Genomic DNA, 19,237 nt, shown 5'->3' with positions numbered 1-19,237 from the left:
CTAATTAAAAATCAAAATATTTATAAAAATAACTTGGTTTTGTCATAGAAATCAGCTTGACAAGTAAAAAGATTTACAAATTCCCAAATTATCTAATTACCTCATTGATATAATCCATAATCATCGCAGTCGCATTCGGAGATTTTTGAACAAAATCACCAGCGTTTTGACCAGCTGATTTTCGAAAATTTTCATCAAAAATTAAGCGATCCATAATGGCATCAAATTCTTGCTGATTGGCAATTGAAAATCCACCACCAACTTCAATTAAATCTACAGCTTCTTGAAATTTCTTATATTTCGGTCCAAAAACCACAGGATTTCCATAAGTTACAGCTTCTAAAGTGTTATGAATTCCGGCTCCAAAACCGCCACCGATGTAGGTAATATCTGCGTAAGCGTAAACTTTAGATAAAATTCCTATCGTATTTAATATAAAAACTTTCGCTTTTTTTAAATTTACATTAGAAGTTGATTCTAAATCAGAAAATTTAACAACCGGAACATTTAATTTAGCGATATAACTTTCAATTTCTTTATCGTGTAAATTATGTGGAGCGAAAAGAATTTTCCAATCCAAATTCAATTTTTCATTAATTAATGTAAGAAATAATTCTTCATCTTTCGGCCAAGAACTCCCAACAACAATTAGTTTTGAATCATCTTTAAATTGATCCATAAAATCCAATTGATTGTTTTGATGAACGATTTGTTTAACACGATCAAAACGAGTATCACCAGCCAAAGTTGATTGTTGAATTCCGATTGAATCTAATAATGTTTTACTTTTTTGATTCTGAATAAAGAAGTGAGAAATTAAATTTAGTTTTTGTGCAAACCAATTGTTTCCATCATTTTTAAAGAAATTCTGACTTTCTCTAAAAATAGCTGAAACCACAATCGTCGGAATATTTTTTTGATGTAATGCCGTAATTAAATTAAACCAATATTCATATTTCACTAAAACTAAAAGTTCAGGATGTAGAACTTGAATTAATTTTTCGGCGTTCGTTTTTGTATCTAAAGGAAGATAAAAAATAACATCAGCGCCCGGATAATTCTTACGAATTTCATATCCAGAAGGCGAGAAAAAAGAAACCGCAATCTTATGATTTGGATATTTTTCTTTTAAAGCTTCAATCACTGGTCTACCTTGTTCAAACTCACCTAAAGACGAACAATGCACCCACAAAACACGATCGGTCGGTTTGATTTTAGAAGAAATTTGTCCTTCCCAATCTTTTCGACCATCTACCCAAAGTTTTGCTTTACCATTAAATCCTGAAGCCAATTTTAGCGCCAATCCGTACGCCTTAATTGATGTGTTATAAAATCCTTGCACAATGCTGCAAAGTTAAGAAATATTGAATAAGGTTTTTTTGTACATTTGCTATAGATTTTCAGTTTAAAAAAGAAAACTGATTGACAGAATTCATAGACTATGAAAAAAATCCAAATGGTTGACTTACAAAGTCAATATCAAAAAATAAAAACAGAAGTTGACGCTTCTATTATGAATGTTATTGAATCTGCAGCGTTTATTAACGGTCCAGAGGTAAAACAATTCCAAGAAGATTTAGAAAAATATTTAGATGTAAAACACGTAATTCCTTGTGGAAACGGAACTGATGCATTACAAATTGCTTTAATGGCTTTAGGTTTAGAGCCAGGTGATGAAGTAGTCACAGCAGATTTTACATTTGCGGCAACTGTTGAGGTTATCGATTTATTAAAATTAAAATCAGTTTTAGTTGATGTAAATTTAGATACTTTTACTGTTGATACAGAAAAATTAAAAGCTGCAATTACGCCAAAAACTAAAGCAATTATTCCAGTTCATTTATTTGGACAATGTGCGAATATGGATGAGGTTATGGCAATTGCGAAAGAACACAACTTATATGTTGTGGAAGATACTGCACAAGCAATTGGAGCAGAATATAAAGGTAAAAAAGCAGGTACAATTGGTGATATCGGATGTACTTCTTTCTTCCCATCTAAAAACTTAGGTTGTTACGGTGATGGTGGAGCAATTTTTACAAATAACGACGAGTTAGCTCACCGTTTACGTGGAATTGTAAATCATGGAATGTACAAGCGTTACTACCATGATGAAGTTGGTGTAAACTCTCGTTTAGATTCTATGCAAGCAGCAGTTTTACGTCACAAATTACCACATTTAGATGGTTACAATGCAGCTCGTTTAGCAGCAGCAACTTACTATTCTGAAGCTTTTGCTGAGATTGACGAATTAGTAACACCAGTAATTTCATCAGATTCTACTCACGTTTTTCACCAATATACATTACGTGTATTAAACGGAAAAAGAGACGCTTTACAAGCTTTCTTAACTGAAAAAGAAATTCCAGCAATGATTTATTATCCTGTTCCTTTGCGTAAGCAAAAAGCATACGATAGTGGAGATTATGTTGATGCTGATTTCCCAAATACGGATACTTTAGTTGCTGAGGTAATGTCTTTACCAATGCATACTGAGTTAGATGAGGAGCAATTAGTTTACATCACTTCTGCAGTAAAAGAATTTTTCGGAAAATAATTTTTAGAAATATATTCAAATAAAGTCCTTACGTTTTTGTGAGGACTTTTTTATTTGTCTATTTTTGAGAAAGTATAATTACGACTAAACTTAAATATGAATAAAATTTTAGTAACTGGCGGATTGGGTTATATCGGATCTCATACAGTTGTCGCATTGCAAAATGCAGGTTATGAAGTTGTCATTATTGACGATTGTTCGAATGCGGAAGAAAATTTTTTAGAGAGAATCACTTCAATCACGAATATCAAACCTGAATATTTTAAAATTGATTTAAAAGATGAAAATTCAGTTCGTGAATTTTTTCAACATAATAAAGTAAACGGAATCATTCATTTTGCTGCTTACAAAGCGGTTGGAGAATCTGTTCAAAAGCCATTAATGTATTACCGTAACAATTTAGTTGGGTTGATTAATGTGTTAGAATCGATGCAAGATTTTGATGTGAATAACATTATTTTCAGTTCTTCTTGTACGGTTTATGGACAAGCTGATGTGATGCCAATTGATGAGCAGACTCCATTAAAGAAACCAGAATCTCCTTACGGTAAAACGAAACAAATGGGAGAAGAAATTTTAGAAGATTTCTCTGCAGTTTCTAGTAAAAATGTTATTTGTTTACGTTATTTCAATCCAGTTGGAGCGCACGAATCGGCTAAGATTGGTGAATTACCTAAAGGAATTCCGAATAATTTAGTTCCTTATGTTACGCAAACAGCTGCAGGAATTAGAGAATGTTTATCAGTTTGGGGTGATGATTACCCAACACGTGATGGAACTGCAATTCGCGATTATATCGATGTAAACGATTTAGCAGATGCTCACGTAAAAGCAATGACTCGATTAATCGAAAATAAAAATAAAACAGCTTTAGAATTCTTTAATCTTGGGACAGGAACAGGATCTACAGTGTTAGAAGTTGTTAATGCATTTCAGGATGCAAATAATATAAAAGTTAATTACCAAATTCAAGGTCGTCGTGAAGGTGATATTGTGGAAGCTTATGCAAATAATACGTTAGCTAAAACTGAATTAGGTTGGATTCCTTCTGTTTCATTGGAAGAATCTTTACGTAATTCTTGGAAATGGGAACAAGGTTTAAGAGCTGAATAATATAGCATCAAAAAAAATCCGAACATTTTGTTCGGATTTTTTATTGTTATTTCTTTTTTAAAATATAATGTTCAGCTAAAGTGCCTTTTATTTCATTACCTTCTTGATCCAACATAATTAAACGATCTTCACCAACAATGAAATTGAAATTTCCGTTTTCTTTTGTTTTTATATTGATTTTTCCACCATCAGCTGACCAAGAAAATTTACCAGTATCTTCTAATTTTAAATTTTTATTTAAATATTCTTGTGTTAGTTTATACGTTTCATCTTGATTAATTTCAATTATGGTGTGTATTCCTTCACAATCAGCACATGGTAAAGTTGCATGGTAAATTCCATCCCAATCAAGTGAATTTCTAGAATTATGTTCGTCTACAAGTAAACCAGTATCATCATTTGGTGCTAAAGAGTCTGTAGTTTTTACAACTATTGTATCTTGATTATTATCTGTTGTAACTAATGTTTCTGTTTTTTTTTCACAACTAAAAAAAGTAAGTGTAATGGCAGATAATGCTAAAATTGAATTTTTCATAATTTATTAAATTATTTGGAATGAAAGTTTTACAAGACTTGTTCCATTTTAGAATTTTAATTGTTAAAGTTTACTTACTTATACAATGACTTTAATTACAATAACTTCTCAAAATTAATTGTAAATTAGCTTTTCGAAAAAGTAACATAATGAGTGTTGAGTTAAGACCAGACGGAAGAGTGAAAAAACCAGAGTGGTTACGTGTAAAATTACCTACCGGAAAAAAACATAAAGAATTAAGAGGTTTAGTTGATAAATATAAGCTAAACACAATTTGTCAAAGTGGAAGTTGTCCAAACATGGGAGAATGTTGGGGTGAAGGAACAGCGACATTTATGATTTTAGGAAATGTTTGTACACGTTCTTGTGGTTTTTGTGGTGTAAAAACAGGTCGTCCAGAACAAGTGGATTGGGCTGAACCAGAAAAAGTAGCTCGTTCGATTAAATTAATGAAAATTAAACACGCGGTATTAACATCTGTTGATCGTGACGATATCAAAGATATGGGATCGATTATTTGGGCAGAAACAATTCGTGCCGTTCGTCGTATCAGTCCAGGTACAACAATGGAAACTTTGATTCCTGATTTTCAAGGAATCGAAAAACACATTGATCGTATTATTGATGCTGGTCCAGAAGTTTTATCTCACAACATGGAAACTGTTCGTCGTCTAACTCGCGAAGTTCGTATCCAAGCGAAATACGATCGTTCGTTAGAAGTTTTACGTTATGCAAAAGAAGCTGGTCAACGTCGTACAAAAACCGGAATTATGTTAGGTTTAGGTGAAATGGAAGATGAGGTTTTTGAAACGATTCAAGATGTTGCTAATGCAAATGTTGATGTCATTACAATAGGTCAATATTTACAACCAACTAAACAACATTTACCATTAAAAGAATTTATTACGCCAGAACAATTCAAGAAATACGAAGATTTTGCTCGTGGTCTAGGATTCCGTCACGTAGAATCAGGACCATTGGTTCGTTCTTCTTATCACGCAGAAAAACATATTTTATAATTTTCGTCAATTCGAGTGATTTAAAATTTAATTTTAAATTGCATCGAGAATCAGAAAATTATTTTATTAATATAATTTTAAAAGGGTTACAAGTTATTGTAGCTCTTTTTTTATTTTTAATGAAATTAATATTAAAATGAAAAAACTTTTTTATTTATTACTGGTACTTACTTCTTTTGCCCAAGCGCAATTTTATGAAATTACTTTTGAAACACAAGTTCAAACACATTATACAGAAAAAGGATTGAAGTGGTTTGAAGAATGGGAAGAAGATGTAAATGAACGTGAAAAAACAATTGAACAAAATAAAAATCCTCCTAAACAAGATTTTAAATTTATCTATAATAGTCAATTCAGTAAAACAGAACATCAGCGAAAAATTACTAATCATCAAAATCCTGATGAAGTAACAATTTTTAAGATTCCTATGAATGTTGGTTTTGTTACTATTAATGATTATGAGAAAAAAGTTTATGGATTCGAAGTGGATGTTTATGGGAAAAAGTATTTAGTAAAAGATGATTTAAAAGAAATTGAATTTACTGATACAGGAAAAACAAAGGAATTAGTAGGTTTTGAAGTTTTTGAAGCGATTGGTAAATTTAATGAAGCAGATGTAATCATTTGGTACACGAAAGATATTCCTTATCAATATTCGCCTGAAATTTATAAGACGATTAAAGGTTTTATTTTAGAAACTCATTATAAATTTAAAAATGAAGAAAGTGAGATAATAAATTCTTGGATAGCAAAAGATATTAAATTATTAAAATCAGAACCTAAAATAGCATTTCTTAGAAAAGGAATAGAGGTTAAAGCAGTAGAAGTTGATGCTATTTACGACGAAGCCAATCGCAAAAGAAACGAAATGTTTAATCAAGATAGTGGAATTGATAAAAAATAAATAATTAAAGAGTTACAAGTAATTGTAGCTCTTTTTTTATCTTTAATAAAACGACAGTTATATGAGAAAAATATTTGCAATTTTATTGGTAATTACTTCCTTTGCTAATGCTCAATTTTATCAAATTGATTATGATTTAAAAACTCAGGCTGCATTTACAAATGAAGGATTAAATCAATTTTCCCAAGCAGTTCCAGATGTTAAACAAAGAGAAATGATTTTGGACGGAATGAAAAATATTCCAATAATGAATTATATTTTTTCTTTTAATGAATCGGAAAGCAAAACTGTATTCGAACTAAAAGTCAATAATTCACAAACACAACAAGGTCCTTTTACAGCGATTCCACCTGCTGAAATAGGAATAAATTCAATTGTAAAATACAACGAAAAAATGTTTTACGATGAGGTTGATGTTATGGGCAAAAAATTCTTAGCTTATGATTCTATACATTTTGTAGATTTTAAAGAAACGGGGAAAACTAAAGAAATTTTAGGGAAAAAAGTAAAAGAAGCGATTGGTAAATTTCAACAATATGATTTGATCGCTTGGCACGATGATTCCAATCCGAATCATTTTTCTCCAGATGGATTTTATGGTACAAAAGGATTGATTTTAGAATTACATTATAAATATGTTAAAGATGGAGTGGAAGTCATTACTTCTTGGATTCCGACTAAAATAACTACTCTAAAATCTGCTCCAGTATTTAAGTTAAATGATAAACTAAAAAAGATTCAATATTCAGAAATTGATATAATGTATGAGGAATTTAACCAAAAACAGAGAGAAGAAATGAACTCAGGAGTTGATAAAAAATAATAGATTAAATATGAACTAAACTTGCTTAACTTTGAGCAAGTTTTTTTATACCATGAAAACAAGAGCAACTTTACTTACAATTGGGGACGAAATTTTAATCGGTCAAATTGTTGATACCAATTCGGCTTTTATAGCGAAACAATTAAATACTATTGGAATTGAAGTCGAAGAAATTTTATCAGTCAAAGACGAATTATTTCATATTATTGAAGCTTTTCAGCGTGGAATTGAGAAGTCTGATATTGTTATCGTGACAGGTGGATTAGGACCAACAAAAGATGATAAAACAAAAACGGCTTTGTGTCAATTTCTGGATTGTGGTTTGGTTCGTGAAGAAAAAGTAATTGAAAATATTATTCAATTATTTGCTTCTCGTGGATATACAAAAGAGTTGAATAATCTGAACCAAGATCAGGCATTGATACCAGAGAAATCTACTTTTATTCAGAATAAATACGGAACTGCGCCTTGTTTGTGGACAGTAATTGAAGATAAAATTGTAATTAATCTTCCTGGAGTTCCTTTCGAAATGAAAGGATTAATGCGTGATGAAATTATACCAAGATTGAAATCTCAATTTAATTCTGAAACGATTGTTCATCGTGATATTTTAGTGAGTGGAATTCCAGAAAGTGATTTAGCTATTTTGGTTGAGGATTGGGAAAATGAACTTCCAGATTTTATTCATTTAGCTTATTTACCTAACCGAACGTCGATTGATTTACGTTTTTCAGCTGCTGGTTCAGCTGAAGAATTTTTAAATCAAGAGATTCAAAATCAAATTGATAAATTCAAAGAAATCGCTGGTCGATATTTAGTCTCTGAAAATTCTGGGAATGCACAACAAATTTTGGGTGAAATCTTAAAGCAAAAAGGCTTGACAATTTCTACAGCAGAGAGTTGTACTGGTGGTAATATTGCAAGTTTGATTACATCAATATCGGGCAGTTCCGATTATTATTTAGGTTCCATAGTTTCGTATGCAACTACTGTTAAAACTTCCGTTTTAGGTGTTTCTCAAAAGTCTATTGATGAATTTACTGTAGTTTCTGAACAAGTAGTTGAGCAAATGGCAAAAGGAGCTTGTAATGTATTAAATACAGATGTAGCTATTTCAACAACAGGTGTTGCAGGTCCAAATAGAGGAGAAGATAATAAAGAAGTTGGAACGGTTTGGGTTTCGGTAACTGATGGTAAGCAAACAATCAATAAAAGATATTATTATCCGTATTTGGATCGTGAGGATTTTATAAAAATTGTTTCGAATAACGCCTTGAATTTGGCAATTCAATTTGTTAGAGAGAATTATTAAAAATCATTGTTAATTCGGTTATGTCTTCCTGAATTTATTATAGCATCGCACCAAAAGGATGAGAAGCTGAAACAAGTTCAGATTGACGTTGATTTTTGTTGATAACTATGAAAATACCAGATAATTCATCCAGAATTCATTTCATGATTGTATTTAATTAAAATTTCATAAAAAAATCTTAAAACACATAAAGTCTATTTAATTAATAGAGTTTATATTTGATGCAAATTTGCATGAAATGATTCAAAAAATATTTAGCAATACATTATTTAAATTAATATTAGGCGTAATTGCTGGGTTGGTTTTAGGAAACTACCTAAACGAAAGTACAATACAAATTGTGTTGTCTATAAAATATTTCACAGGACAATTAATTTTCTTTTTAGTTCCGTTAATCGTGATCGGTTTTATTGTTTCTTCAATTACGAAATTGAATGAAGGGTCAGGTAAAATTGTAGGATTCTCATTAGGAATCGCTTATTTATCTTCAGTTGGAGCAGGGTTATTTTCAATGTTTGCTGGTTATCAAATAATACAAAATTTATCGATTCCAACATCGGTTGATGCGTTAAAAGAGATTCCGAAAATCTTATTTCAGTTAGATATTCCACCGATTTTTTCGGTAATGACTGCTTTAATTTTATCATTAATGATCGGAATGGGAATTTTAATTACGAAAGCAAAACAATTAGAAATTATTTTCGATCAGTTTAAGGATATTGTAATTTTGATGGTGAATAAAGTTTTGATTCCTATTTTACCTTTTTTTATTGCAGCAAACTTCGCAATTTTAAGCTATGAAGGTTCTATAGAAAAACAATTACCCGTATTCTTAAAAGTTATATTGATTGTAATAGTTGGTCATCTAATTTGGATGACATTATTGTATTCAATCGCTGGAGCATATCATAAAACAAATCCTTTTAAATTATTAAAACACTATCCTCCCGTATATTTAACAGCAGTTGGGACGATGTCTTCTGCAGCAACTTTGGGTGTTGCGGTAAAGGCCGTAGATGGTAGTAAAGTGATTAATCCAAAGATTGCGAATTTCACGATTCCATTTTTCTCGAATACGCACTTATGTGGATCGGTCTTAACGGAAGTTTTCTTTGTAATGACGGTTTCACAAGTGCTTTATGGTTCAATTCCAGATTTAGGAACAATGGTTATGTTTGTTTTATTATTAGGAGTTTTCGCTGTTGGTGCGCCAGGTGTTCCAGGAGGAACTGTAGTTGCTTCATTAGGATTAATCTCTAATATTTTAGGATTTGATGAAGCAGGAGTAGCGTTAATTTTGACAATTTTTGCATTACAAGATAGTTTCGGAACAGCGTGTAATATTACTTCGGACGGAGCTTTGAGTATGATGGTTGATAAATACGCAAAAGATGTAAATTAATTTTATTTTATACATTTGTTAATAAACACTTAAAATGAAATTATTACTCGCACTAACTACATTATTTCTTAGTACTTTAAATTATGCTCAGCACGAATTTTCAATTAAATTAGGTGGCCAAACAACAGGGATTGAAGATGCTCAAATTGGCGATAATCAAAATAGGTTTGGTTTTTATATAGGAGGTTTTTATAATCTTCAAATGAAAAATGGATTTAGTTTACAGCCAGAATTATTTTATTCTTATGAACAATTTAATAATGTAAATATTTCCACAGTAGAATATTTTGGAGGAATAGAAAATTCAGAAAGTACTCGCCCAAGGTTTGATGAATATTATAAAACAAATCAAATAAAGTTACCACTTTTATTAAGATATCAACCAAGTAAAATTTATGTAGAACTAGGTCCTCAATTAGCTTATTTGATTTCAGTAAAAGGTAAGATGGAAGATAAATTTAATGAAATTCTTAAAATAGAAGGTAAGTTAGAAGATATTAACAACTTACAATTTTCAATAGCCTTTGGTGGCGGTTATGAGCTTAATGAAAAATTAGATGTAGGTCTTAGAGCAGATTTGGGAATTACAAAATTTAGTGAATATTCATATATCAAAAATTTTAGTGTTGGAATAGGAATCAGTTACAAAATAAAATAAATAGAAAAAGCACTTCGATTGAAGTGCTTTTTTATATTGTAAGAAGTTGTTTAACGTCTTCTTCCTCTTTCATTTTTCTTTTTGAAAAATTGCTTTTTCGCGATAAAATCGTTTGATTTACTTTTCGCTTTTGCATCGGTTTCTGCTTTTTTATGGAATTCTTTAGGTGTCTTAATATTTGTAACGTAAGCTCCAATTAGCTTTTCGATGTTCATTAAATCACCTTTTTCGTCTGCAGCACATAAAGAAATAGCTTTTCCTTCGCGACCTGCACGACCAGTACGACCAATACGGTGAACATATGTTTCAGGCACGTTTGGTAATTCGTAGTTGATTACATAAGGTAATTGATCAATGTCGATTCCACGCGCAGCAATATCCGTCGCAATCAAAACTTTTAACGTTTCGTCTTTGAAGTTATTTAAAGCTTTTTGACGCGCATTTTGAGATTTATCACCATGGATTGCAGCAGAAGGAATTCCAGCTTTTTCCAAATGACGAACTAGTCGATTTGCACCGTGTTTTGTACGTGTAAATATTAAAGTTCTATCGTCTGGATTTTCTTTTAAAATGCTAACCAATAAAGCAACTTTCATGTCTTTATCAACATGGTAAACAAATTGTTCAACCGTTTCAGCAGTCGAAGAAACAGGAGTTACACTAACTTCTTTTGGACGATTTAAAACAGTATGAGAAAATTTACGAATGTTCTTTGGCATTGTAGCCGAGAAAAACAACGATTGTCTTTGATTTGGGATGATTTCTAAAATCTTTTTGATTTCGTGAACAAATCCCATATCTAACATACGATCAGCCTCATCTAAAACAAAAATCTCAATTTGATTAATTTTTAAATGACCTTGTCCGATTAAATCCAATAAACGACCTGGAGTAGCAATTAAAATATCAACACCATTTTTAATTGCATTGATTTGTGGATTTTGATTAACACCACCAAAAATAGCCATGTGTTTTAATGATAAATGTTTACCATATAATTTAAAACTATCGTTGATTTGAATCGCTAATTCACGCGTTGGCGTTAAAATTAATGTTCTAACTTTTCTGCCTTTACTTGGCGTATTTGTTAAATTTTGTAGAATTGGAATTGCAAAAGATGCTGTTTTTCCAGTTCCTGTTTGTGCGCAACCAATAATGTCATTTCCTTCTAAAACTAAAGGAATAGATTGTCTTTGAATATCAGTTGGTTCTGTATAACCAGCTTCTTCAATAGACTTTAAAATTGGTTCGATTATATTTAATTCAGTGAATTTCATTATTGAAAATTTGTTAATCAGTATTGTTGTATTAATCTGATTAATTAAAGAAATAAAAGCACCTCAAAAAGAAGTGCTTTTCAAAATATATAGAATTAATCTTTTAATTCTTTTGCATTTCTATCAATTGGTTCATCCGGTTCTTGTGCGTGAACTGAATTGACAGAGTAGTTTCTCCAACGTTCAATTACATCAACAATATCTGCTGGTAATGGCGATTCGAAAGATAATCTTTCTCCTGTTGTTGGGTGATCAAATCCAAGTGTACGAGCGTGTAAGGCTTGTCTTGGACATGCTGCGAAACAGTTATCTACAAATTGTTTGTATTTGTTAAATGTTGTTCCTTTTAAAATACGATCTCCACCGTAACGAGCATCATTAAATAAAGGATGTCCAATATGTTTAAAATGCGCACGAATTTGGTGTGTACGACCAGTTTCTAATTTACATTCTACTAAAGTAACGTAAGAGAAATTCTCAATTACTTGGTAGTGTGTAACGGCGTGTTTACCTTGATCCCCGTCAGGGAAAACAGCCATTTGCATACGATCTTTTAAGTGACGACCAATATGACCAGTAATTGTTCCTTTATCTTCGGCAACAACTCCCCAAACAATAGCGTTGTATAAACGATCTGTTGTGTGGTTTGCAAATTGTTCTGCTAAAGAAGTCATAGCAACTTCTGTTTTAGCAATAACTAATAAACCAGAAGTATCTTTATCAATACGGTGAACTAAACCTGGACGTTCCATCTGATCTGACATCGAAGGTAAATTATCAAAATGGAATTTTAAAGCGTTAACTAAAGTTCCTGTGTAATTTCCATGTCCTGGGTGCACAACCATTCCTGGTTCTTTATCGATGACAACAACTTGGTCGTCTTCGTAAACAATACGTAATGGAATATCTTCTGCTATTACTTCATTCTCACGAGGAGGAGTTTCTAGCATAATTTGAATAAAATCACCTGGTTTTACCTTATAGTTTGATTTTACCGGTTCGTTATTCACTAAAATATTTCCGTTTTCAGCTGCTTGCTGAATTTTGTTTCTTGTTGCATTTTCTATACGAACCATTAAGAACTTATCTATACGCAATAACGATTGACCTTTGTCAACCGTTATTGAAAAATGTTCGTATAGTTTATTGTTATCTTGTTCGAATAATTCGTCTAATTCTAAATCTTCCGTCATTATTTTTTTTATTCGATAATAATCTCTTCAGAAACCTTTGGTGCTTGTGGAGCTGTTGAAGTAGATGCTTCTACTTTAATTTCTTCCACTTTAGGCTGAGGATTATTTTTATTTAACATATCAAGGTATTGATTCCCTTGAATCGTGTCTTCGTCAAATTTTTTGTACTCTCGGTCTAACATTTTTAGCTGATTTTTAATCTCGCTCATTGTTTTGTTTGATAACCAAATATCGATTGGTTGACCTTGATCGTAAGCATCTCCACCGAATGGGAATTGGTATACAACTCTTGCTCCAATTGTGTCTTGTGAGCTACCAATAAATTTAATTTGCCCTAATTCGAAGAAGTTTTCTTTAATACTGTTCTTAGCTGATGTTATATCTAAACCAACTAAGTTAGGAGTTCTAACTCCTGTTAACATACCGCGTCCAAGAACTAAATCTACAACTGCAAAACGTGGTAAAACTGTACCAGGTTTAATAATTTGTCCTTTATATAATATTTTTAAAACTGCGTCTTTAGCTAAATCTGGTTCATAAATAATATTACCAATTTTTAATCCAGAAATATCTAATTGAGTAAAAGCTAAACGCTTAGATTTACCGACTAAATCTGGTAATTCAACAGGACGATAAGTTTTTGGATTGGCTTTTATAAAAATACGACGACCCTCTTTTACTTTAGAAAGTGAATTTGGATAAAAATCGATTATAGAGTAAGGTTTCATCTTTGGATCAAAGTTAACAGAGTCAACTTCGTAAGTTAAACCTAACTCGTCTAAAGTTTGTGTAGCTTGTTGTATACTCATACTTGATAAGTTAGGTACTTCCACAGATTCTCCGTGGTTTGTGTAGCTTGATAACCAAATATTGAATACAAAATAGTATAATCCGTAAGAAAGTGCTGCAACTATAATTGCGTTAAGCACGACTTTAAGAATTGATTTTACTGAATTCATTGTACTAATTAATAACGTACAAATATAGTTTAAAAATAATATTAATGATTATTATCAAAGTTCTATATTTGAATAAATTTAATTTTTAATCATGTTAAGAGTAGCAGTAGTCGCAGGAGGTTATTCAGATGAAAGCGTTATTTCATTGAAAAGTTGCGAATTAATCTACGCAAGTTTAAATGCTGAAAAGTACAATAGAACACGTGTTCGTATTTTAAAAGAAGGTTGGTTTGCTGAAATTGATGCTGAAAAATTCCCAATTAATAAAGAAGATTTTAGTTATATAAAAGATGGTGTTAAACAAAATTTTGATGTTGTGTTTAATACAATTCATGGTACACCAGGTGAAGATGGGTATTTACAAGCTTATTTTGAGTTAATTGGTTTACCATATACTGGATGTCCATTTTATCAATCAGCATTAACATTCAATAAAAAAGATTGTATTGCTGCACTAAGTAAATATGGAATTCCGCACGCAAAATCGGTTTATATCCAAAAAGGAACAAATTATTCTATTAAAGATATCATTGCTAATGTTGGTTTACCTTGTTTTGTTAAGCCAAATCGTTCAGGTTCTTCTTTAGGAATTTCTAAAGTTTCAGTTGCTGATGAATTTGCAGCTGCTTTAGATAAAGCTTTTGCAGAAGATAAAGAGGTTTTAATTGAATCGTTTTTAGACGGTACTGAAGTTTCAGTTGGAGTTTTAAATTACCAAGGAGAAACTAAAGTTGTCGGAATTACGGAAATAGTTTCTGAAAATGAATTCTTTGATTATGAAGCTAAATATGAAGGGAAATCTCAAGAAATAACACCAGCTCGTATTTCTGACGAAGTAACGAAAAGAGTAGAAGAAGTTGCAAAACGTGCGTATACTTCTTTAAATATGACAGGATTTTCTCGTTCAGAATATATTATTGTTGATGGAGAACCTCATTTTATAGAGATGAATACTTTACCAGGTTTTTCACCAGCAAGTATTTTTCCACAACAAGCAGCATATTCTAAAATTGAATTATCTGATTTAATGGATAGTGAAATTGAATTAGCACTTAATAGAAAATCACCATGGCAAGAATAGCAGTTTTTCCAGGATCTTTTGATCCAATTACATTAGGACATTTAGATATTATTGAAAGAGCAGCGCCTTTATTCGATAAAATTATTGTAGCAATTGGTACTAATTCTTCAAAGAATTATATGTTTTCTTTAGAGCAACGTAAAGAATTTATTGCGCAATCTATCGCCAAATTTGATAATGTAGAAGTTGATGTTTATGAAGGATTGACAGTTGATTATTGTAGAGAAAAAGATGCAAGTTATATCTTAAGAGGTTTAAGAAATCCTGCTGATTTTGAGTTTGAAAAAGCAATTGCGCATACTAATCGTGCAATTACAAACCACGATATCGAAACGATTTTCTTATTAACATCTTCGGGGAAAGCTTATATTTCTTCAAGTATTGTAAGAGATGTTATGCGAAATGGAGGAAACTATACGATTTTAGTTCCAGATGTAGTTAGAATATAGCTATACTATATTATATATAAGAAAAGGAGATTCAAAATCTGAATCTCCTTTTTTATTTTAAACCTGATTATAAATCTAAAGTTAATTGATCTGGTAATAACTTAAATGAAAGTCTGTGATGTGGAGTTGTTCCGAATTGAGCAATAGCCTCACGATGTGCTTTTGTAGGATAAGCTTTATTCTTCTTCCAATTGTATTGAGGAAATTCAGCATCTAAATTATCCATGATTTCATCACGATAAGTTTTAGCTAAAATTGATGCAGCAGCAATATTCATATATTTTCCGTCGCCTTTTACAATACACTCGTGTGGAATTTCATTGTATTTGTTAAATCGGTTACCATCTACAACAATTAAATCTAAAGGAACATTGATTTGATCTAATGCTCTATGCATTGCAAGAAAACTTGCATTCAAAATGTTAATTTTGTCAATTTCTTCAGGTGAAACGATTCCAACTGCCCAAGCTAAAGCGTTTTCCTCTATATATAATCTAAGATTATTTCTATTTTTTTCTGATAACTTCTTGGAATCATTGATGATATTATTAGAAAAATCCTTACTTAATATAACTGCAGCTGCAACTACAGGACCTGCTAAACAACCTCTTCCAGCTTCATCACAACCTACTTCAAATTCAAGATTTGTTAAAGTTTTGTCCATTTTATTGATATTATTAACAAATTTAACATTTTGTTTTAAAAAAAATTTGTTCTTGTTAAACTTTATCATAAGTTTATATAAGTTTTAAAAATGTTTTAACAGATGAGGAGAAATTTAAAAAACTTGTTTGTACTTGGAGGTTTACTATTAAGTGCTTCTATGTATGCTCAAGAAAAAACTGTTACTGGAGTTGTTAAAGACGCAGATGGTCTTCCAGTAATGGACGCAGTTGTAAAAACTTCTGGAGGTAAAGAAGTTTACACTGACGAGAACGGTGCGTTCTCTGTGGAAGCAAACAAAGGAGACTATCTTTTCGTAGAATCTATGGGGCTTCCTACTCAAACTATTGTAGTTGGTGATCAAACTTCTTATACGGTTTCTTTTGCACCGTCTGAAGATATTGCATTAGGAGAAGCAGTTGTAACGGCTTTAGGTATTACAAGAGATAAAAAATCATTAGGATATGCTTCTCAAGAAGTAAAAGGAGATATCATTTCTCAAGGTCGTGGAACTAATGCATTACAATCTTTATCAGGTAATGTAGCTGGTGCTCAGATTACGGCTCCTTCTGGATTAGGTACTTCTGCACGTATCGTTTTACGTGGTATTGGATCTATCACAGGAGAAAACAGACCATTAATTGTAGTTGATGGTGTACCAATGGATAATTCAAACTATAATGCTTCAAGTACACAATCAGGTTCAGGTGGACGTGATTATGGAGATGGATCATTTGATATCAATCCAGATGATGTAGAAACTGTAAACGTATTAAAAGGTGGTCCTGCTGCTGCATTATACGGGTCTCGTGCGAATAATGGTGTAATTATGATCACGACAAAATCTGCTAAAAAAGGTAGAGACGAAATTATTTTTAATACAGGTGTTGCTTTCGAATCTACGAACATTCAACCAAAATTACAGCAGATGTATGGTGGTGGATTTGAAGAAACTTTCCAACAAATAAATATTGGTGGTAGAGACTTTAGTATTGTAGATTACGGTGCTGATGAGTCTTGGGGACCTCGTTTAGACGGACAACAAGTTTTACATTGGGATGCTTTTGATTTAGAAGATCCTTCAAATTATTTAACTCCAAGAGCTTGGACTACACCAAATAAGAGTTACAAAGATTTATACAAAACAGGTATTGCTTACACAAACTCTGTGTCTTTCTCTAAATCTTATGAGAATACATCAGCACGTATGTCTTTATCTCACTTAGATCAGTCTGGTATTTTACCAAATTCAAGTTTAAAGAGAACAACAGCAAACTTAAATTTATCAACAAAATTTAATGATAAATTAACTGCAAAAGGAGGAATTACTTATGTAAGAACAAATGGATTTAATCGTCCAGAGTTCGGATATGGTGATAACTCAATTCCACAAAAATTATATCAATGGGGACAAGTTCAATTAGATTATGGTCGTTTAAGAAACTATAAAACTTCTACTGGAGAGCAAAAATCTTGGAACCGTACTGCTTGGAATAATGCAACTCCTAAATATTCAGATAACCCATACTGGATTTTATACGAAAACACATCAAAAGATCAACGTGACCGTTTTTACGGAAACTTTGAGTTAAAATACGACATCTTACCAGGATTATACGCGGTAGGTAATATTTATGGTGATAACACTACATTAAATATTTCTTCAATTGTTGCAGAAGGATCTCAAGCTCAGGCTGGATTTTCAGAATCAACTCGTGATAAAACTGAGATGAACTACGAAGGTCGTTTACACTTAGACAAGAAATGGGGAGATTTTAGTATTAATGCATTTGCAGGGGTAAATAGAAGACACGAAACGTATACTTCTTTATCAGCAAATACAAATGGTGGATTCATTGTACCAGGTTTATATACTATTAATAACTCTGCTCAACAAGCTTCAATTACAAGTAATAAATGGAAGAGACGTGTAAATTCAGTTTTTGCTAGTGCATCTTTTGGATTCATGGATACTTTCTTTTTAGAAGCTACAGCACGTAACGATTGGTCTTCAACTTTACCAGTTGACAACAACTCATTCTTCTATCCATCTGTAACAGGATCGTTAGTATTCTCTCAATTAGTTAATGCTCAATGGTTAAAATTTGGTAAGATTAGAGCTGGGTGGTCTAAAACAGGTAATGATGCACCAATACAACAAATTAAAGATGTTTACGAAAACAATGCATTTAATGGTTCTACATTTATTGGTGATCCTTATTTCTTAACATCTTTATCTAAAAAGAATCAATTCTTAAAACCAGAAACTAAAGAAGCTTTTGAAGTTGGTCTTGAGATGCAAATGTTCAAAAACCGTTTTGGTTTTGACGTGACTTACTATAGAGAAGAAACTTCTGATTTAGTAATGGGTGTACAAATGGGTGCAGAAACTGGTGTGACATCAAAAATGTTAAACGCTGGTAAGGCTGTAAACAAAGGTATTGAAGCAATGGTTAACATCGTTCCAGTTAGAACAAATGACTTCGAATGGGGTGTAAATGTTAACTTCTCTAAGAATGATAATGAAATTACAGAATTATACGGTGATTTAGAAACTCTTACAATTGGATCAGCTCCATTTAAAGCAACTTTAGTAGCTGCAGTAGGTGAGAAATATGGACAAATTAGAGGTACTGATTTCATTTATGATGCTGACGGAAATAAAGTTGTAGGCGCTAATGGATTATATTTATCATCAGGAGTTAAAAATTTAGGTTCAATTATTCCAGATTGGAATATGGGTATCCGTAATAGTTTTACATACAAAAATGTAAGTTTATCTGCATTAGTAGATGTTCAACAAGGAGGTAAATACTTCTCTGTAACTAATATGTTTGGTATGTATTCAGGTATGTTAGAAGAAACTGCGGCAAATGGTATTCGTGAGACTGGGATTGTAGTTGATGGAGTTAAAGGGTCAGTTGTAAACAATGGAGATGGTACATATACTGTTTCTAATGTAACAAAAAATGATACTAATGTTTCAGCTTATTCATATTTCGGACACTATTATGCAGGACCAACATCTCAAAACGTATTTGATGCTGATTACATCAAGTTAAGAGAGGTTACGGTATCTTATTCATTCCCAGAAAAATTCAGAGGACCTTTTGCTAATGTAGTAATCTCTGCATTCGGTAGAAACTTAGGAACTTGGGGATTAGATAATAAACATATCGATCCAGAACAAGCTTCAGGAGGAAGTGGTAACGTTCAAGGTTTAGAAGGTGGATCTTTACCTTCAACTAGAACTTATGGTATGAACCTTAAATTACAATTTTAATTCTAATTA

17 protein-coding genes are annotated in these 19,237 nt (G+C 31.7%); 11 read left to right on the top strand and 6 right to left on the bottom strand.

Annotated elements, in window-relative coordinates; all coding sequences use genetic code 11:
* Positions 1-88: 88 nt before the first annotated feature.
* The gene (locus EAH69_RS02555; protein ID WP_121933619.1) at positions 89-1,342 is read right to left on the bottom strand and encodes a 3-deoxy-D-manno-octulosonic acid transferase; all 1,254 of its coding nucleotides are present in this window, start codon (positions 1,340-1,342) and stop codon (positions 89-91) included.
* Positions 1,343-1,441: 99 nt separating this feature from the next.
* On the opposite strand from EAH69_RS02555, the gene EAH69_RS02550 reads away from it, so the two are divergent.
* Entirely contained in the window at positions 1,442-2,557 is a 1,116-nt protein-coding gene (locus tag EAH69_RS02550; protein ID WP_121933618.1) for a DegT/DnrJ/EryC1/StrS family aminotransferase, read from the top strand.
* A gap of 96 nt (positions 2,558-2,653) precedes the next feature.
* On the top strand, positions 2,654-3,670 hold the full coding sequence (gene galE, locus EAH69_RS02545; protein ID WP_121933617.1) for a UDP-glucose 4-epimerase GalE: 1,017 nt from the start codon (positions 2,654-2,656) through the stop codon (positions 3,668-3,670).
* A 46-nt stretch (positions 3,671-3,716) separates the two neighbouring features.
* Here the strand turns inward: galE and EAH69_RS02540 are convergent, their stop codons facing one another.
* Complete coding sequence (locus tag EAH69_RS02540) at positions 3,717-4,205, bottom strand: copper resistance protein NlpE (RefSeq protein WP_121933616.1); 489 nt, start codon at positions 4,203-4,205, stop codon at positions 3,717-3,719.
* A gap of 149 nt (positions 4,206-4,354) precedes the next feature.
* On the opposite strand from EAH69_RS02540, the gene lipA reads away from it, so the two are divergent.
* From lipA to EAH69_RS02510, 6 genes are all read left to right on the top strand, one after another.
* Positions 4,355-5,224 carry a lipoyl synthase gene (gene lipA, locus EAH69_RS02535; protein ID WP_121933615.1) on the top strand — a complete coding sequence of 290 codons (870 nt, stop codon included), beginning with the start codon at positions 4,355-4,357 and terminating at the stop codon, positions 5,222-5,224.
* A gap of 136 nt (positions 5,225-5,360) precedes the next feature.
* On the top strand, positions 5,361-6,128 hold the full coding sequence (locus EAH69_RS02530) for a GLPGLI family protein (RefSeq protein ID WP_121933614.1): 768 nt from the start codon (positions 5,361-5,363) through the stop codon (positions 6,126-6,128).
* 61 nt (positions 6,129-6,189) lie between these two features.
* Positions 6,190-6,951 (top strand): GLPGLI family protein, encoded by a 762-nt coding sequence (locus EAH69_RS02525; protein ID WP_121933613.1) that lies wholly within the window; start codon positions 6,190-6,192, stop codon positions 6,949-6,951.
* Positions 6,952-7,003: 52 nt separating this feature from the next.
* A complete protein-coding gene (locus EAH69_RS02520) occupies positions 7,004-8,263 on the top strand; it encodes a CinA family nicotinamide mononucleotide deamidase-related protein (protein WP_121933612.1) in 1,260 nt (419 codons plus the stop codon).
* A 238-nt stretch (positions 8,264-8,501) separates the two neighbouring features.
* Positions 8,502-9,665: a dicarboxylate/amino acid:cation symporter gene (locus EAH69_RS02515; protein ID WP_121933611.1), complete on the top strand. Its 1,164-nt coding sequence runs from the start codon at positions 8,502-8,504 to the stop codon at positions 9,663-9,665.
* Between the two features lie 34 nt (positions 9,666-9,699).
* The gene (locus EAH69_RS02510; protein ID WP_121933610.1) at positions 9,700-10,323 is read left to right on the top strand and encodes a porin family protein; all 624 of its coding nucleotides are present in this window, start codon (positions 9,700-9,702) and stop codon (positions 10,321-10,323) included.
* 50 nt (positions 10,324-10,373) lie between these two features.
* On the opposite strand, the gene EAH69_RS02505 is transcribed toward EAH69_RS02510, so the two are convergent.
* From EAH69_RS02505 to EAH69_RS02495, 3 genes are all read right to left on the bottom strand, one after another.
* Positions 10,374-11,600, bottom strand: a complete 1,227-nt coding sequence (locus EAH69_RS02505; protein WP_121933609.1) for a DEAD/DEAH box helicase — start codon at positions 11,598-11,600, stop codon at positions 10,374-10,376.
* A 95-nt stretch (positions 11,601-11,695) separates the two neighbouring features.
* Complete coding sequence (locus EAH69_RS02500; RefSeq protein ID WP_121933608.1) at positions 11,696-12,793, bottom strand: RluA family pseudouridine synthase; 1,098 nt, start codon at positions 12,791-12,793, stop codon at positions 11,696-11,698.
* Between the two features lie 8 nt (positions 12,794-12,801).
* On the bottom strand, positions 12,802-13,752 hold the full coding sequence (locus EAH69_RS02495; protein WP_121933607.1) for a PASTA domain-containing protein: 951 nt from the start codon (positions 13,750-13,752) through the stop codon (positions 12,802-12,804).
* 91 nt (positions 13,753-13,843) lie between these two features.
* On the opposite strand from EAH69_RS02495, the gene EAH69_RS02490 reads away from it, so the two are divergent.
* Both EAH69_RS02490 and coaD read left to right on the top strand, forming a co-directional pair.
* The gene (locus EAH69_RS02490) at positions 13,844-14,833 is read left to right on the top strand and encodes a D-alanine--D-alanine ligase (protein ID WP_121933606.1); all 990 of its coding nucleotides are present in this window, start codon (positions 13,844-13,846) and stop codon (positions 14,831-14,833) included.
* Entirely contained in the window at positions 14,821-15,282 is a 462-nt protein-coding gene (gene coaD / locus EAH69_RS02485; RefSeq protein WP_121933605.1) for a pantetheine-phosphate adenylyltransferase, read from the top strand. The genes EAH69_RS02490 and coaD overlap by 13 nt, the downstream gene beginning before the upstream one ends.
* Before the next feature lie 67 nt (positions 15,283-15,349).
* Here the strand turns inward: coaD and EAH69_RS02480 are convergent, their stop codons facing one another.
* The gene (locus EAH69_RS02480) at positions 15,350-15,946 is read right to left on the bottom strand and encodes a ribonuclease HII (RefSeq protein WP_121933630.1); all 597 of its coding nucleotides are present in this window, start codon (positions 15,944-15,946) and stop codon (positions 15,350-15,352) included.
* A gap of 102 nt (positions 15,947-16,048) precedes the next feature.
* Here EAH69_RS02480 and EAH69_RS02475 point away from each other — a divergent pair, with 102 nt between their 5' ends.
* Positions 16,049-19,228: a SusC/RagA family TonB-linked outer membrane protein gene (locus EAH69_RS02475; protein WP_121933604.1), complete on the top strand. Its 3,180-nt coding sequence runs from the start codon at positions 16,049-16,051 to the stop codon at positions 19,226-19,228.
* The last annotated feature ends 9 nt before the right edge of the window (positions 19,229-19,237 follow it).

The sequence above is a fragment of the Faecalibacter macacae genome, from assembly GCF_003687725.1.
Taxonomy (GTDB): domain Bacteria; phylum Bacteroidota; class Bacteroidia; order Flavobacteriales; family Weeksellaceae; genus Empedobacter; species Empedobacter macacae.
This window is presented reverse-complemented; position numbering and strand designations above follow the sequence as displayed.

Coding starts and splice junctions, on each gene's coding strand:
- EAH69_RS02495 (WP_121933607.1), bottom strand. CDS start 13,752: ATGAATTCAGTAAAATCAATTCTTAAAGTCGTGCTTAACGCAATTATA.
- EAH69_RS02480 (WP_121933630.1), bottom strand. CDS start 15,946: ATGGACAAAACTTTAACAAATCTTGAATTTGAAGTAGGTTGTGATGAA.
- EAH69_RS02525 (WP_121933613.1), top strand. CDS start 6,190: ATGAGAAAAATATTTGCAATTTTATTGGTAATTACTTCCTTTGCTAAT.
- EAH69_RS02505 (WP_121933609.1), bottom strand. CDS start 11,600: ATGAAATTCACTGAATTAAATATAATCGAACCAATTTTAAAGTCTATT.
- EAH69_RS02510 (WP_121933610.1), top strand. CDS start 9,700: ATGAAATTATTACTCGCACTAACTACATTATTTCTTAGTACTTTAAAT.
- EAH69_RS02530 (WP_121933614.1), top strand. CDS start 5,361: ATGAAAAAACTTTTTTATTTATTACTGGTACTTACTTCTTTTGCCCAA.
- galE (WP_121933617.1), top strand. CDS start 2,654: ATGAATAAAATTTTAGTAACTGGCGGATTGGGTTATATCGGATCTCAT.
- EAH69_RS02475 (WP_121933604.1), top strand. CDS start 16,049: ATGAGGAGAAATTTAAAAAACTTGTTTGTACTTGGAGGTTTACTATTA.
- EAH69_RS02540 (WP_121933616.1), bottom strand. CDS start 4,205: ATGAAAAATTCAATTTTAGCATTATCTGCCATTACACTTACTTTTTTT.
- EAH69_RS02520 (WP_121933612.1), top strand. CDS start 7,004: ATGAAAACAAGAGCAACTTTACTTACAATTGGGGACGAAATTTTAATC.
- lipA (WP_121933615.1), top strand. CDS start 4,355: ATGAGTGTTGAGTTAAGACCAGACGGAAGAGTGAAAAAACCAGAGTGG.
- EAH69_RS02500 (WP_121933608.1), bottom strand. CDS start 12,793: ATGACGGAAGATTTAGAATTAGACGAATTATTCGAACAAGATAACAAT.
- EAH69_RS02550 (WP_121933618.1), top strand. CDS start 1,442: ATGAAAAAAATCCAAATGGTTGACTTACAAAGTCAATATCAAAAAATA.
- EAH69_RS02515 (WP_121933611.1), top strand. CDS start 8,502: ATGATTCAAAAAATATTTAGCAATACATTATTTAAATTAATATTAGGC.
- EAH69_RS02490 (WP_121933606.1), top strand. CDS start 13,844: ATGTTAAGAGTAGCAGTAGTCGCAGGAGGTTATTCAGATGAAAGCGTT.
- coaD (WP_121933605.1), top strand. CDS start 14,821: ATGGCAAGAATAGCAGTTTTTCCAGGATCTTTTGATCCAATTACATTA.